This is a genomic window from Candidatus Thorarchaeota archaeon (genome assembly GCA_021498125.1).
Lineage (GTDB): Archaea > Asgardarchaeota > Thorarchaeia > Thorarchaeales > Thorarchaeaceae > B65-G9.
This window is the reverse complement of record JAIZWL010000001.1, coordinates 1,383,098-1,398,816: the sequence shown is the minus strand read 5'-3', so window position 1 is coordinate 1,398,816 and position 15,719 is coordinate 1,383,098. Positions and strand designations below refer to the sequence as shown.

11 protein-coding genes are annotated in these 15,719 nt (G+C 49.0%); 3 read left to right on the top strand and 8 right to left on the bottom strand.

Translation table 11 applies throughout. The features are described 5' to 3' along the window. Window position 1: 1 nt before the first annotated feature. Window positions 2–565 (bottom strand): hypothetical protein, encoded by a 564-nt coding sequence (locus K9W43_06605; protein ID MCF2136901.1) that lies wholly within the window; start codon window positions 563–565, stop codon window positions 2–4. Window positions 566–716: 151 nt separating this feature from the next. Between K9W43_06605 and K9W43_06600 the strand changes: the two genes are divergently transcribed. Continuing rightward, window positions 717–1,310, top strand: a complete 594-nt coding sequence (locus tag K9W43_06600; GenBank protein ID MCF2136900.1) for a tetratricopeptide repeat protein — start codon at window positions 717–719, stop codon at window positions 1,308–1,310. Window positions 1,311–1,358: 48 nt separating this feature from the next. Here the strand turns inward: K9W43_06600 and K9W43_06595 are convergent, their stop codons facing one another. Beyond that, complete coding sequence (locus tag K9W43_06595; GenBank protein MCF2136899.1) at window positions 1,359–3,053, bottom strand: phospholipase D-like domain-containing protein; 1,695 nt, start codon at window positions 3,051–3,053, stop codon at window positions 1,359–1,361. Window positions 3,054–3,151: 98 nt separating this feature from the next. Here K9W43_06595 and K9W43_06590 point away from each other — a divergent pair, with 98 nt between their 5' ends. Next, window positions 3,152–3,409, top strand: a complete 258-nt coding sequence (locus tag K9W43_06590; GenBank protein MCF2136898.1) for a hypothetical protein — start codon at window positions 3,152–3,154, stop codon at window positions 3,407–3,409. A 104-nt stretch (window positions 3,410–3,513) separates the two neighbouring features. Here the strand turns inward: K9W43_06590 and K9W43_06585 are convergent, their stop codons facing one another. Then, window positions 3,514–3,699, bottom strand: coding sequence for a 4Fe-4S binding protein (locus K9W43_06585; GenBank protein ID MCF2136897.1), 186 nt, complete (start codon window positions 3,697–3,699; stop codon window positions 3,514–3,516). Between the two features lie 419 nt (window positions 3,700–4,118). Between K9W43_06585 and K9W43_06580 the strand changes: the two genes are divergently transcribed. After that, entirely contained in the window at window positions 4,119–5,477 is a 1,359-nt protein-coding gene (locus tag K9W43_06580) for an APC family permease (GenBank protein ID MCF2136896.1), read from the top strand. Window positions 5,478–5,481: 4 nt separating this feature from the next. Here K9W43_06580 and K9W43_06575 read toward each other — a convergent pair whose 3' ends face one another. From K9W43_06575 to uvrB, 5 genes are all read right to left on the bottom strand, one after another. Next, a complete protein-coding gene (locus tag K9W43_06575; protein ID MCF2136895.1) occupies window positions 5,482–5,712 on the bottom strand; it encodes an Lrp/AsnC ligand binding domain-containing protein in 231 nt (76 codons plus the stop codon). 258 nt (window positions 5,713–5,970) lie between these two features. Then, on the bottom strand, window positions 5,971–7,791 hold the full coding sequence (gene uvrC, locus K9W43_06570) for an excinuclease ABC subunit UvrC (protein ID MCF2136894.1): 1,821 nt from the start codon (window positions 7,789–7,791) through the stop codon (window positions 5,971–5,973). Between the two features lie 20 nt (window positions 7,792–7,811). Next, window positions 7,812–10,649, bottom strand: coding sequence for an excinuclease ABC subunit UvrA (gene uvrA, locus K9W43_06565; GenBank protein ID MCF2136893.1), 2,838 nt, complete (start codon window positions 10,647–10,649; stop codon window positions 7,812–7,814). Continuing rightward, entirely contained in the window at window positions 10,646–13,540 is a 2,895-nt protein-coding gene (gene uvrA / locus K9W43_06560) for an excinuclease ABC subunit UvrA (GenBank protein ID MCF2136892.1), read from the bottom strand. Before uvrA (K9W43_06560) ends, uvrA (K9W43_06565) begins: the two co-directional genes overlap by 4 nt. Continuing rightward, a complete protein-coding gene (uvrB, locus tag K9W43_06555; protein MCF2136891.1) occupies window positions 13,537–15,519 on the bottom strand; it encodes an excinuclease ABC subunit UvrB in 1,983 nt (660 codons plus the stop codon). The genes uvrA (K9W43_06560) and uvrB overlap by 4 nt, the downstream gene beginning before the upstream one ends. Window positions 15,520–15,719 lie beyond the last annotated feature (200 nt).

Here is a 15,719-nt window from a genome sequence, read left to right as displayed (position 1 = left end):
ATCACTCAGCATCATCGTCTAGATTCTGCTCACCCTGAACCACACGTTGGACAAGCCAGAGACTGTAAAGCATGAGTACAACAATCATGGTGCTGGCCGTGAGAAGAGACCCCTCAAGACCACTGACAAGACCGCCACCAACAGAAACGAAGAGTAGAGTGTCTATTGTTCCGGCTGCACCTGCGGCAAGTGCTACTGCCAACGTAATCAGACCCGAATAACGGATCTTGGACTTTGTGGGAGTGTTCCAGATCCCAAGACTGATGACAGTCGTCACTATCACGAGAATCCAGAGAAAATACATCCCAACCAGCATCCAGTTCCATTGGGCCCAGATTGGATTTGGTGTGCCAAGGACAATAATGAAACCGATGATCATCAACACGAACGTGGCCGAGGGCCATGGATCTTTGATAAATTCCTGCAACCTGCTCGGAGCAGAGGGCGCTGCGATCTGTTCCTCTAGTGAGGCAGTAGGTTCAAAATCATCATCTTCAGTAGCGGAGAAGGTATCCTCGTCAACCTCAGTATCGTCATCAAATGGATTGTCCTCGTCGAAGGGCATTATAATTCCTCATTCAGTTGTCAACTATTTACAATCCAAGGCTTACAATGCCCCGTTAAAATCCTTGTGACTGACAACAATCTGGATCTGGCAGAACCTGAAATCATAGAGGCAAGATAATGTTAAAACCAAGTCTATCGGAAATTAGGGTATGCCCGACGCAAAACGTCTTTTAATGGAGGCACGAGTGCTCCGTCAGAAGGGAGAAAACAAAAAGGCCATTAAAAAATATCTCGAAGTCCTTGAGGCCGATCCCAAAAACATAGCCGCACTCAATGAGATGGGACTTGTCAGAATCAAGATCGGCGAACAGGATCAAGCAGTACAAGATTTTGACCGGGCAATCTCAATCAATCCTAACGACCCACAGGCATACTCGAACAAGGCTGAAGCATATCTGACGATAGGTGCGTTTGACGATGCTCTAAAAGCAGCCGAAGACGGTCTCAGCAAGGTGCCAAATTCAGGAGATCTTTGGACAAAGAAAGGTCGTGCCCTAGAGAGCATGCTCAAGGTCAAAGAGGCTGCTGCTGCATTTAATGAGGCTCTGAAACATGATACAAATAATCCCGAGATCTGGAAGGCGCTAGCGTTGTGCCTCGATGCTCTGCAACAGTGGGATGAGGTGGCGAGAGCTTACACGATCGCGGCTGATCTCCACAAGCGTAAGGGCGAGATGCGAGAGTACGAGAGCTGCATCAAGTTTGCAAAGATGGCAAAAGAAACAGCGGCCGAAGACGACTAGTATAAAATAAGTAGAGGACAGGGCCCAAGTGGGCACCTGTCATTGAAATTATCGTTTCCTTCTTCTACGAGAGCGCTTCTTGGAGAAAGTGAGAACACCCTTCTTGTAGGCGATCACACCTCCTCCAAAAACAATAGCTACCACTGCTGCAATGACAATCGGGCCATATTGGATCATGAATTGCTGGAATGGTGTCAGAGTTGTTGTTGTCGTTGTCGTTGTTGTCGTTGTTATGGCTGAACCCAATGAATCACGAACACGAATCACCATGGGTACACCAGTATGCCAAGTTGAGCCGACCTTTATTCGTGCAACAACTGTGATGTTTGTTCCATCTGGCTGAGGGTCAAGGGTATAGAAGTAATTCTCGGGATCGCTCTCTGCCGACTCGGTCAGATTATTGACTATTGAGAAGTTCGACCATGCACCATTGCCAATCTTCAGATCCAGCTCGACATCATCGACTGGAGAAGAGTTGAGGGCATGCGCAAAGACTGTGATGTTGATCTTCGAGGTGCTCTTTGGAATGTTGGGATCCCAATACAGGTTCACATCATCTTGGACATCAGTATCACCGATGCCCCAGTCAAAGTCATAGATCGCTTGGTACCATTGAGCAACATCCTGATTCTCGATGATCACTCCCGCCTCACGGTTCTTCGTAATAGAACCCTCAGAATAATTGATGCTGCTGATCAGCACAATTCGACCGTCTGCAATGATACCCTTGTTATGGTTCGCAGTGAACCAGCGTGTGTCCTGCCAGACGATTGGTATGTTGTGCGCATGAAGAAGATCTGCAACTTCCTGATAGTCTTTCTCTTCCTCAGTTATGACACGAACAGTGACGCCTCTGGCCTTAGCGGCGAGAATTGCATCAATGATCTGATCGACCTCTCCAGAATCACCAACATTTGTAAAGTAAGGTATCTGGATGTCAAGGGTCACACGAGCACTATTGATGACGTAGAGGATTCCCTGAAGACTTGTGTCAGGACTGAATATCGGGGTAACATTCATGGGGCCACTGAAGTGACCGGGTGTAGCAAAAGGTCGAGGATAGGTACTGCTCGCTTCGCTATAGCTTAGAGGCGAACCAGTTCCGTCACTAGTACTATAGGCCCTACCACGACCCCAGTCATAATCAAAGACTGAACGATAGTATCCAGTCACATCAGGATCGGTCATGGCAATGCTCCACTCACGATTGGCCTTCTTTCCGGTCTCGGGGAAGGAAGTCTTAGCCCAATTCCCAGCATGAACGACCGTAGTCTTGTTGTCAATGATGAAGAATTTTTGATGCGCATAGGTAAAGTCCGATGAGTTCGTCCACTTGACCTCAAAGCCAAGTTGGGTAAGGTTATTTGCCACGTACTTGTTCGGATCCGGATATCCAAGGGAATTCCAGCCGATCAAGAATTTCATAACAAGAGAAGGACGGGCTGAATGAATCTCATGAATGAGATCAAGAATGTATGGATTATTAATCCCATAGATTTCAACGTAGATACTCTGTCGTGCACTCTGCAACAACTGCCAGAGCGCATCTCTGCTCCCATCAGGACTCGCAAAAGTCGTGACGTTCATATTCTTATTGAATGTCTGCCATGTGAAGGCCGCAGGCTCCAGACTCTGCGTCGGAAGATCTGTGGCTGATGCTGGTGCTAACACAAATGTGAACACACCTGACATCATTAACATGATCAGAAACAGACTTGTAATTTGATGGTGGACTCTCTGCAAATGTAGTCTCCTCGCTATATTAGATTAGACTAGTCACATATCATCGATGATTCACTTATAACTTATCATTGGGCACTTATCCCTTAGAGGCGATATCCTTGAAGCTATACTACCGAGTCGACCCTGTGGTCTACAAAGAAAAGCTGGAACTTGTTAAACAGGAGTTCAAGATGCATGAAGAGATAGATGAAGAGAACACCTTTCTCACCCTTGATGATGAATCAAAAATCGAACTTGTACGCGCGAGCTATGACCCGTCCAGTGATGAGACCGCACATATCCGTGTGGTCATCAATGATGAATCGTTACGCCAGTTCTTCGACTCCGTATTTGGAGAACCATATAGAGTAAAATAGAACAATAAAATCAGATGGTGCTGACAGGGGCCAGCCCCCCAAGGGAGCCTCATCCTGTCACGCTACCGGACGAACGAAAAAACGATCATCCGGTCAATGTTACATTACTCTTCCGAGATTGCACCTTCGGGACACGAGTCAACGCAGGCGTAACACTCGGTACACTCATCTGCACGGTCAACCAGATAGATTGCGTTCTCCTGGATGTCGTACAGTGGGGGATCGACTGGACACACATCAGCACATGTGCCACAGGCAGTACAGAGAGACTCATCAACTTTCCAGATCATTTCTGTCACTCTACCTCCGGACTCGATGTCCGGCACCGATGGCCCAGTATGAATTCCATTTAAATCATTCTCAATATACGAATCTGTGTGAAAAGTCCACAGTCATAGAGTGTTCAAGTCAGAGTGAATCCCGAAAATTCTGAATCCGAACATAAAATGAGGTTCATACTTTTCATAACCACTATGTTACTGACTTTTCACACAGAGCCTCAACATGCGGTATTGCGTGAAATATTCACAACCATAGATCTGTCAAAAAGAAAGAACCGCGCAGAATTTTGGGACCGGACTTGTAAAATCATTCAATTACGGATTTTTCGCGCAAGACTGGCGAATACAAAACTTTCAAAAGCAACACGGATTGCCCATGCAGAAATAACCCGTGTACTGTTGGTTGCAAAGAGCAAGTGGTGACCTATGTGATCGAAAAGTTTGGCGACCAGGAGGGTGAGGAGAAGTTTGCACGACGCCTTGGCCTCATCGGTGCTACGAACATAGGTCTTGGGGCAATGCTGGGTGGCGGTATCTATGTGATCAGCGGTGCGGCTGCGGGGATGATCGGTCCATCACTCATCTTGGCATATCTTGTGACCGGGCTTCTGACTGTTTTTACTGCAATTAATTACGCTGAGCTTGCCTGCTCAATCCCCAAGCAGGGTGGTGGCTACACCTTTGCACAGGGGACCTTTGGAGGGTTCCCAGCATTCTTGACAGGATGGTTTCTCTTCATCGGCAATCTTGTGGCGTGTGGACTCTATTCACTTGCCGTCGCACACACCCTCGCAGTATTTATCCCAAATGCAACCGAAACCACCATTGGCCAGATTGCTGTCGTGATCATCATCATCACGTTCATCACTAATGTCATCAGTATTAGAGGGGTCTCAGGAGTCCTCGGCGTTCTAAATATCCTCCAATCGATCGTCCTCTTTTCGTTTATCGCCTTCGGCCTCTTTTTTGTAAATCCCACCAACCTTGCTCCATTCTTCAAACCGGGAGCGGGACTCTTTGAGTTCATGGGAGCGGTCTCGTTCATCTACATCAGTTTCGTCGGATTCGAACTGATCACTACAGCCAGTGAGGAGATCAAAGAACCTGCGAGAAACATCCCACGCGCCATTCTGTTGACTTTAGTCATTGCAACAGTGGTCTATATGGCCGCAGCACTTGTCATCGTGGGAGTAGTACACTACACCAGTGTTCAAGGATCATTCACGCCCATAGCTGATGTCTATGGGTTTATGTTCGGAACAGGGGCGTTCTATTTTGCTCTCGCAGGAATGGCCGCCTCAAACTACGCTGCACTCAATGCAACGTTTCTCGCCACCGCAAGAGTGGCCTACTCGATGAGCAGAGATCATTACTTCCCGTCAATTCTTGAGAGCGTCAATAAACGCCTAAAGACACCAATCCCAGCATTGATTGTGACCCTGTTCATAGTGAGCTTCTTCGCAATCAGTGGCAATGTCAGTCTTGTTGCATCTCTGTCTGACTTTGGATATTTGATCGGCCTTGCAATAGTCAATGCGTCCGTCATCATGCTACGTGAGAAAGGACTAAGCGTTCCGGGAACCTTCAAGGCGAGATTCTATCCGATAATTCCAATTCTGGGTGTGATAACTTGCCTTCTGTTGGTCCCAAGTCTACATATCGAGACCCTTTACCTTGGCGGAGTTATGACGATCGTGGGCTTTCTGGTCTATATTGTGTATAGCAGACCGCGATCACGAAAGAAGATGCTCACCCAAGAGAATGTGGATACAATTGCAAAACACTAGAATTCTACACCGCAATGAATGACTCAAAATCTGCGATCCCAGTATGGACTGCAAGCACATCCTGAACAAATGCGTGATATGCTTCCAAGTCTGGCACATCTATGATCATGACAATATCGTATTGACCCGCATATACTTTGTATATCTCTTGCACAAGACTATCTTTTACCAGAGTGGACATCACAGTCTCTGACTGATCCGGTTGTGTTTTAATCCCAACAAACACAAGAGGCATTGTTCTCTCCGCAACTACATAATGGACCTTTCCTTTAAGTCCTCGCTGTTAGAGAATGAACGGATATTTGAGAAACATGATACTCATCATTAACAATCAACGTTCTGTCGTATCGTTTTAGACACATTCGAATCATTCTACGAACAGCGTCAAGTAGTGACGCAATTCCTGAAAAATCAACTCGATCGAAGACATAAAAGCAGCAATACAACAGTAGTCAGACAGATCGAGAAATATTGTAATAATCACGCGATGCTTCTAGGAATGTTGTGGATCATCCAGCCACGAATGTAAGGCACGCGCCGCCTGTTCGGTCATACTATCGACTGAGGACAGTTCTTCAACACTTGCCTGCCGAATACGTTCCACGCTCCCGAAGGCTCGAAGCAATGCAGTCCTGCGTTTTGGTCCAATGCCCGGGGCATTCTCAAGAATAGACCCCGAGAGTCGTCGTTCACGAAGTTTGTGATAATATCGTTGTGCAAACCTATGGGCCTCATCACGGATACGCTGGATAAGGCGAAGAGCAGGCGAACTCATCTCCAAGTAGATACCGTCAAGGCGGTCTCGAGTAAAGAGGATCTCTTCACGCTTAGCAATCGAGACAACAGGAACATAGTCCAGCCCGACTTTTTTTAGTGCATCCAAGGCGGCGTTGAGCTGACCCTTACCACCATCAATGACGATCAGATCGGGAAGGGACTCACCTCTTTGAAGGACACCCTTGTATCGTCGATAGACCACCTCATTCATCATCGCATAATCATCAGGAGTCTCTTTGCTGCGAACTCGGAACATCCGATAGCTCTTGTTGTCAGGGGAACCGTTGCGAAAGACAACACACGAACCTGTAGGATCGGTCCCCTGAATGTTAGCGATATCAAAACCCTCGATGTGGAATGGCGCACGACTCAGTCCCAAGACCTCATGGAGTTCCTTGACACCATCATCAACAACCTCCGCCTCACTCTCACCCAAGATGAGAATCTTGCGCAGGGAACGGACTGCATTTTGATTGGCCATCTTGATGAGTCCACTGAGTCGATCTCCATGAGGAACATAGAGCTTTACAGAATGGTCTGTGTTTTCAGAGAGCCACTTGCCCAATATGGAGAGATCAGGAATTTGGAGGGGGAGGAGAATCTCAGCAGGTAATTGTGGCAGTGTGAAATAATATTGTTCTACAAAAGTAGTGAGCACATCCACATCTTTGATCTCCAAGCCGACCTCGAAATAGAAATGGTCAGAGCCGATCAGGCTTCCGCCACGGACCGTCATGACCTCAATAAGGGCAGCCTCTTCAGTTCGCGCAATTCCAATAATATCCCTGTCAATCCCCTCAGTGTCAAAGACTCGTTGTTTTCTCATGAGCATCTGAACATCATCAAGTCGATCCCTCAGCGCAGCAGCGCGCTCAAAGTCAAGATTCTCTGCTGCCCGGTCCATCTCATCGCGGATCATTGTTGCAAGGCTATCTTCATCCCCACTCAAGAAAAGAATAATCTGTGTGATGAGTGCTCGATAGTCAGCCTCGTCAATATGACCTTTACACGGCCCTGAACAACGCCCAATGTGAAAGTCCATACATTCTCTCTTCTGAGATGAAGGATCACGGCAGGTGGCCACGGGAATGAACCTCCGAACCGCATCGAGTAAGCGTTCTAGACGCCGAGTGGAACCGTACGGGCCGAAGTACCTTGCACCGTCTTTTTCAAAGTCACGGGTGACTACAACAGAAGGAATAGGATCATTCACTCCAACACGAATCCACGCATGTCGGCGATCGTCCTTCAATGCCAAGTTGTACTTTGGCTGATACTTTCGGATCAGCGCCGCCTCGACTATGAGAGCTTCTCGCTCCGTTGAGGTAATGATGGTCTCAAGGTCTCGGGCGCGTTGCATCAGTTCCCACGTCTTTCTATCGAGACCTCGAACACGGAGATATGAACTCACTCTTTTCTTCAGGGCCTTAGCCTTGCCAACGTAGATCACCTCACCTGCCTCGTCCTTCCAGAGATAGACGCCGGGAGAGTCAGGCAGGTCCTTGACCAGACGAGTGAGATCAGACATGACGGGCATTCTTAGCACCTCTTCGATAATCAAGTCTTCCCTCGGAGGACGCTCTTCAGAAACCGGCCGGTGTACGATCCACGAACGCGCGCAACCTCCTCAGGCGTCCCCGTCGCAATTACACGACCTCCGGCATCGCCACCTTCAGGACCCAAGTCAATAATGTGATCCGCAGTCTTGATCACCTCTAGATTGTGTTCGATAACAATGATCGTGTTGCCCGCATCGACCAACCGACTGAGAACATTGAGAAGAACATGAACATCCGATGCGGAGAGACCAGTTGTGGGCTCGTCAAGAATATAGAGCGTCCGACCCGTTGCCCTTCGTGACAATTCTGCGGCCAACTTCATTCGCTGGGCCTCACCCCCTGACAGAGTGGTGGCGGGTTGGCCTAGTGTGAGATAACCAAGTCCGACATCCATAAGCGTCTGGAGCTTGTGTGCGATCGGAGGAATGTCACTAAAGAAACCAAGTGCCTCCTCAATCGTCATATTGAGGACCTCGTTGATGTTCTTTCCCTTGTAAGTCACCTCAAGGGTCTCACGATCAAATCGCTTGCCCTGACAGACATCACAGGTGATAAAGACATCACTCATGAAGTGCATCTCGATCGTGAGAACACCACTCCCCTTACACTTCTCACAGCGGCCATCACGTGTATTGAAGCTGAATCGTCCAGGTCTGAAACCACGAGCCCGAGCCTCCGGTGTCTTTGCAAAGAGACCTCTGATCTCATCAAAGACCTTGGTATAGGTTGCCGGATTAGAACGGGGAGTCCGACCAATAGGAGACTGATCGACCAGAACGAGCCGATCAATATTTTCCCAACCCTCAATAGCATCATGAGCACCGGGCTGGACACTCGCACGATTCATCAGGCGCGAGAGAGCCTTGTAGAGGGTCTCATGAACAAGTGTGCTCTTCCCGCTTCCGGAAACACCAGTTATGCAGACCATTTTTCCTAGAGGGATTGTAACATCGATATTCTTGAGATTGAACTGACGGGCCCCACGAATGACTATCGCATGACCGTTTCCTGTGCGTCGTGTCTCGGGAATAGGGATACGACGGTCTCCTGCAAGATATTGTGCAGTCAGGGACTTTGGATGCGCCAGCACTTCCGCAGGGGGCCCCTGAGCGACAACACGACCACCATGGATTCCGGCGTTTGGCCCAAGATCAATAATATGATCAGCAGCCAGAATCGTATCTCTATCGTGCTCGATCACCACAACTGTATTGCCAAGACTCCGTAGATTGTAAAACGTCTTGATGAGCCGATTGATATCTCGCGGATGGAGACCTATGGACGGTTCATCGAGACAGTAAAGCACACCGGTCAGGGCGGAACCAATCTGAGTGGCCAGACGTATTCGCTGGCTCTCCCCACCAGAGAGAGTCATAGATAGCCGATCAAGAGTCAAGTAATCAAGGCCCACTGAGACGATGAACCGTAATCGAGCAACTATCTCTTTGAGGATCAATTCTGCAATCTTCTCTTCTCGCTCGGTCAGTTGAATGTTCTCAAAATGCTCCAGCGCCTGTCCAATGGTCAGAGATGTGATCTCATCAATCGACTTGCCCCCAACAGTCACAGCAAGACTCTCGGGCCTCAACTTTTTTCCATGACAGGCTGGACAGACCGTCTTGCTGCAATACTCATTTGCTATCTCCTGCTTGTACCATTCTGAAGATGTGTCGCGTAGGTGGCGCTGAAGCCTTGGGATCATACCCTCCCAGCGTCGTGTCACCTTGATCTTCTCTGTCTTACCATGCCACGACTTGTCCGTATACTCGAAACTGACCGTATAGGTGGGTCGGCCCCAGAGAATGATATCTTTGACCGTCTGAGAGAGATCCTTCCAAGGAGTGTCAAGTGAGAACCCTGCGGCTTTCGAGAGAGCCTCCAGAAATCGCTGATTCCACGAACTTGGGGACTTGCTCCATGGTTTGAGTGCACCCTCGCTCAATGAGAGAGTCTCGTCAGGAACCACCCGTGCCGGATCAACGTCGAAATTAACACCAAGACCGTTGCATGTTGGACAGGCACCATGAGGGGTGTTATAGGAGAATGCCTTGGGGCCAAGTCGTTCATATTGAATACCACACTTGGGACACATGAGCTGCTCGGCAAAGATCAGATCGGGATTGCCCTCACGAGCAACTATAGCACGACCATCACTGGTCTCAAGAGCGGTCTCAAGAGAATTGATGAGACGCTCACGATTTTTCTGACCCAACTCGAGTCTGTCAACGACAACATCAATATCGTGCTTCTTACGACCATCCATCTCCACAGACTCAATGTCAAAGAACTGACCATCGACCCTGACACGAACGAACCCATTCTCAAGGAGACCTTGAAGAACATCCTGATGTAGCCCGGTCTCTCCACGAATCACTGGCGCAAGCACAAAGATACGTTGACCACCATTCTCCTCGAGAAGCAATCTCGCTGCTGACTCGGCGGTCAATTGTTCCATCGGCTGCCCACATTTGACACAGTGCGGAATTCCAATATTTGCATACAGTAGCCGGAGGTAATCATGGATCTCGGTGCTGGTCGCAACCGTACTACGAGGGTTCTTTGTTCGCCCCTTTTGCTCAATCGATATGGCCGGAGGAAGACCTGTGATCTTCTCGACCTTGGGCTTGTCCAGTCGTCCAAGGAAGCGTCGGGCATATGAGGAGAGTGATTCAATATATCGGCGTTGGCCTTCTGCAAAGATCGTGTCGAAGACGAGTGTAGATTTCCCCGAACCTGAAGGGCCGGTTATTACAACTAGACGGTCTCGTGGAATATCCACAGTGATGGCCTTGAGGTTATGTTCCTCAGCCTTTTCTACATGGATATATCCGGTCACCCTTCAGCCCTCCGAGACCTCTTGTACGTATCTAACACCGAACGCAGATACTTTCCTGTATACGAGTCCGGATTCTCTGCAATCTCTTCAGGAGTTCCTTCTGCTACAAGATAACCACCGTCATCTCCACCCTCCGGACCAAGATCAATTATCCAGTCAGCAGTCTTGACAACATCAAGATTGTGTTCAATAACAAGAACCGTATTTCCGAGATCGACGAGCCGATGAAGTACCTCAAGCAATTTTTTGACATCAGCAAAATGTAGGCCAGTCGTGGGCTCGTCCAAGAGAATCAATGTCTGACCCGTGGCTGGGCGGGAGAGATATTTACTGAGTTTGATCCGTTGCGCCTCGCCACCTGAGAGCGTGGTCGCAGGTTGGCCCATCTTGACATAGCCCATTCCCACATCACAGAGGGTCTGCAATCTTCGTTGAATCGAGGGAATATTCGCAAAGAAGTCAAGGGCCTCATCGATCCTCATGTCAAGGATGTCGGCAATGTTCTTTCCCTTGTAACGTACTTGAAGGGTCTCCCGGTTGTATCGACGCCCTGCACATTGATTACAGGTGACCTGAATGGGCGGCAGGAATTGCATCTCAATGATCTCCACTCCTGCACCTTTACATTTCTCACAGCGACCGCCCTTTACATTGAAACTGAATCGTCCACGTTTGTAGCCACGCACCTTTGCCTCAGGAAGGTTTGCATAGAGTTCGCGTAGCGGGGTCCACAGACCAACATATGTAGCGGGATTGGAACGTGGGGTGCGCCCAATCGGACTCTGGTCGATGACGATCACTTTGTCGAGCTGGTCGATACCAACAATCTCATCATGATCTCCGGGTTGTGCCTCGGCACCGTGAAATCTTCGCGCGAGGGCTCGTTGCAGGGTCTCCACAATAAGACTTGACTTGCCGCTTCCACTCACACCTGTCACACAGACAAAGAGACCAAGTGGAATCTTCACGTCGATGTTCTTTAGATTATGATGACGCGCACCCTTCACCTCAATAAAGCGACCGTTGGGATGCCTGCGCTCGGAGGGGACCTCGATGGTCTCATCACCACGTAGATATCGGCCAGTCAGGGAATTACGTGATCGGAGAATCTTCTCTATCGGCCCGGCGACAACTACCTCGCCACCTTCCGCACCAGCACCGGGACCAAGGTCTACTATGTAATCTGCGTGACGCATGGTCTCTTCATCGTGTTCAACAACTATGACCGTGTTCCCAAGATCACGAAGACGCTTCAATGAGTTAAGAAGACGGAGATTATCACGTGGATGCAACCCGATAGATGGTTCATCACAGACATAGGTCACGCCCACTAAATTTGAACCGATCTGACTGGCAAGTCGAATACGCTGAGCCTCACCTCCGGCCAACGACGGCGCAGGGCGGTTCAGGGTCAGATAGTCGAGACCCACTTCACACAGGAAATCAATACGCCCCATGATCTCGCGTATGATGGGCTTCGCTACAGGTTCCAGATGCGAAGGTATCTCAGCAGATGTAAGAAAGTCACGGAGATCTCGGATTGACAACTCATCAAGTTCTGTGATCGATTTCCCATTAAAGAGAACAGCCAATGCTTCGGGCTTGAGGCGTTTCCCCTTGCAGACAGGACACGGTTGCATTCGCATATACTTCTCAAGCTTCTTTCGTATGTATTCCGATTTTGTCGTACGATAGTTACGTTCCATTCGTGGGATTAGACCCTCGAAAGAGCGATTGTAGATCCCTTCAACAAGAAGCCGAGAAGACTTGTCACCCCACTCCCAGTTCATCTCGAATTCGTCATCGGTGCCGTAGAGAACTATCCGCTTGTGCTCGTCAGAGAGATCACGCCATGGAGTGTCAAGACTGAAACCATACTTCTCAGCGACCAGTCTCAAGAGCTTGCTATTCCGCATCCAGTTATAGACTTCAATTGCACCATCTGCAAGCGAGAGGGAGTCATCAGGAATGACAAGGGCCGGGTCGAACTTGCGGACGACGCCGAGTCCAGTACAGTGAGGGCATGCGCCGTGTGGTGTATTCCATGAAAAGAGCCGCGGTTCAAGTTCGGGAAGACTGATACCACAGTCCACACACGCAAACTTTTCGGATAGCGTAAGATCCCCATTGTCGGTGGAGATGATCACAACGCCCTCCGCCATCTTCAACGCGGTCTCCACAGCCTCAGAAATCCTGCTCTGATGAGCAGCGGAAACCCTCAATCGATCAATGACTACTTCAATCGTGTGCTCAAAGTATCGGTCGAGCGACATTCCTTCTTCAATATCACGGAATTCTCCATCTATACGACAACGGACAAAGCCCTTCTTGAGCAGGTCTCGAAACTCTTTGCGATATTCACCCTTTCGCCCACGCACAATGGGAGCGAGAATGGCGACTCGTGAGCCGTCCGGCAGTCCCAAGACTTGATCTACAATCTGTTGTGATGTCTGTGGGTGAATCTCCTTGCCGCACTTGGGGCAATAAGGCACACCGACTCGCGCATAGAGAAGTCGTAGAAAATCGTAGATCTCGGTAATGGTTCCGACTGTACTACGTGGATTCCGCCCTGCGCTCTTCTGATCAATAGAGATAGAGGGAGAAAGCCCTGAGATATGATCTACCCGGGGCTTCTCTAACATTCCTAGGAATTGACGAGCATAGGCGGATAGTGATTCTACGAACCGCCGCTGCCCTTCAGCAAATATTGTGTCAAAGACAAGACTCGACTTCCCCGATCCTGAAACCCCTGTGACAACTGTAAAGCTCAGACGTGGAATCTTGACGGTGATATGACGGAGATTGTGCTCATGCGCACCAATGACTTCAATAGAACGCGGGCCATCAAAGTCGGTCTCCTTCCCCTTGGCAGAGGTTGTCTTAGCCGTCATGTCGTACGCCCCTCAAGCCGTTTCTTCAGTTCAATGATCTCATCACGAAGTGCTGCGGCACGCTCAAATTCGAGTTTCTGGGCGGCCTCCTTCATCTGTGCCTCAAGATCCACAATCAGTCCGGCAATGTCCATCCAGTCTTCAACCTCAAATTCGTCAATCTCTGTCTGTTCAGAGGTACGCCCATGAATCCCCTGAGCAATGTCCTGAATGGACTTCTCAATCGACCGTGGCGTGATCCCGTGTTCCTCATTGAATTTGATTTGATACCGCCTTCTGCGATTCGTCTCATTTATGGCAGCCTGCATGGCCTCAGAGATATGGTCGGCATAGAGAATGACACGACCGTTCACATTTCGAGCAGCACGCCCCATCGTCTGGATGAGCGCCCAATCCGTACGGAGAAAACCTTCTTTGTCTGCATCAAGAATTGCAACAAGCGCAACCTCAGGAATGTCGAGGCCCTCACGTAGAAGATTAATCCCGACTAGGACATCGAACTTGCCTTGACGAAGTTCACGGACGATCTCAATTCGTTCAACTGTACCAATGTCTGAGTGCAGATATCTTGCACGAACCCCCGATTCGACAAGATACTCTGTGAGCATCTCGGCCGACTTCTTTGTGAGGGTCGTGACCAAGACCCGATCACCCTGCTCTACAGTGGTATGAATCGCTCCCAAGAGATGATCGATCTGATTCTCGATTGGTTGAACGGTTATCTCAGGATCAACGAGACCTGTAGGTCGCACAAGCTGCTCAACAATCTGTTGACTCATCTTGTACTCATACGGTCCGGGCGTGGCACTGGTATAGATCACTCGCCGCATGAAGGTCTCGAACTCATCAAATTTGAGAGGACGATTATCGAAGGCAGATGGCAACCGGAATCCAAAGTCAATCAGATTTCTCTTACGTGCCTGATCACCATGATACATTCCGCGGACCTGGGGAATCGTCATATGACTCTCATCAATGATCATTAGAAAGTCATCAGGAAAGTAATCAAGTAATGTGTACGGTCTGCCCCCTGGCTGCCGACCGTCAAAATATCGTGAATAGTTCTCAATGCCCTTGCAGTGCCCGGTTTCACGGAGCATCTCAAGATCATAGAGGGTGCGCCTGCGAATCCGATCCGCCTCTACAAACTTCCCCTGCCGCTTAAACCACTCAACGCGCTCTTCCATCTCCTGTTGAATAGTATCAAGAGCGGCCAGAATCTTCTCGTGCCGCATGACGTGATGCTTGGCTGGAAATATCTGAATCCAGGTCTCATCAGCAAGCCGATGAGCAGTCACGACATCAATCGTTGAGATTCGGTCGATTCGGTCATCGTCGAGTTCCAAACGAATCTTGTTGCGAGAATAAGAGGGGTGGATCTCAATAACATCCCCGCGCACACGAAAGAGGCCGGGGCCAACCTCCATGTCATTACGGTCGTATTGTAGAGCCACCAGCCGTTCAAGTAGGTCTCGACGATCTACAGTGTCATTGATCTGCAAGAGGAGCGACATCGTATCATACTCTTCCGGATTGCCAACACTGTAGATACAAGACACTGATGCAACTACAATGACATCATTCCGTGTCCGCAGTGATCGAGTCGTCGAATACCGGAGTCGCTCTATCTCGGTATTGATATCGGTCTCCTTCTCGATATACATGTCTTTTGACGGAACATAGGCCTCAGGTTGATAGTAATCATAGTAAGACACATAGTACTCAACAGCATTATCCGGAAAGAATTGGCGATACTCTGAGGCTAACTGTGCGGCTAAGGTCTTGTTATGTGATAGAACAAGGGTGGGTCGATTATACTGAGCAATCACATTGGCCATAGTGAAGGTCTTTCCCGATCCGGTAACACCAAGAAGCGTCTGATGCCTCAGCCCGCTCTCTAGACCTTCTACTAGTTTGGCAATTGCTTGGGGTTGATCCCCAGTTGGATTGAAGGGAGCCTCTAGTAATAGGTCTGTCACGTGTCCTGCCTCATCCAGTAGTAATCAGAAGGCATCTCATTCAGTTGTAATCTTATCGATATCTGCTAATTTTCTGACGCCTTCTTACAACTCCACTACTAGGTGCTTATGCCCCGAAAAAGTACATTCTAAAAGATAATAGCGGTTTAGAGAGATTGCTGAAAGTAAAACATTGGAAAAAAGAGGAGGAAGACTCCCCT

Coding starts and splice junctions, on each gene's coding strand:
- uvrC (MCF2136894.1), bottom strand. CDS start 7,791: ATGCCCGTCATGTCTGATCTCACTCGTCTGGTCAAGGACCTGCCTGAC.
- K9W43_06585 (MCF2136897.1), bottom strand. CDS start 3,699: ATGATCTGGAAAGTTGATGAGTCTCTCTGTACTGCCTGTGGCACATGT.
- K9W43_06575 (MCF2136895.1), bottom strand. CDS start 5,712: ATGCCTCTTGTGTTTGTTGGGATTAAAACACAACCGGATCAGTCAGAG.
- K9W43_06605 (MCF2136901.1), bottom strand. CDS start 565: ATGCCCTTCGACGAGGACAATCCATTTGATGACGATACTGAGGTTGAC.
- uvrA (MCF2136892.1), bottom strand. CDS start 13,540: ATGACGGCTAAGACAACCTCTGCCAAGGGGAAGGAGACCGACTTTGAT.
- K9W43_06600 (MCF2136900.1), top strand. CDS start 717: ATGCCCGACGCAAAACGTCTTTTAATGGAGGCACGAGTGCTCCGTCAG.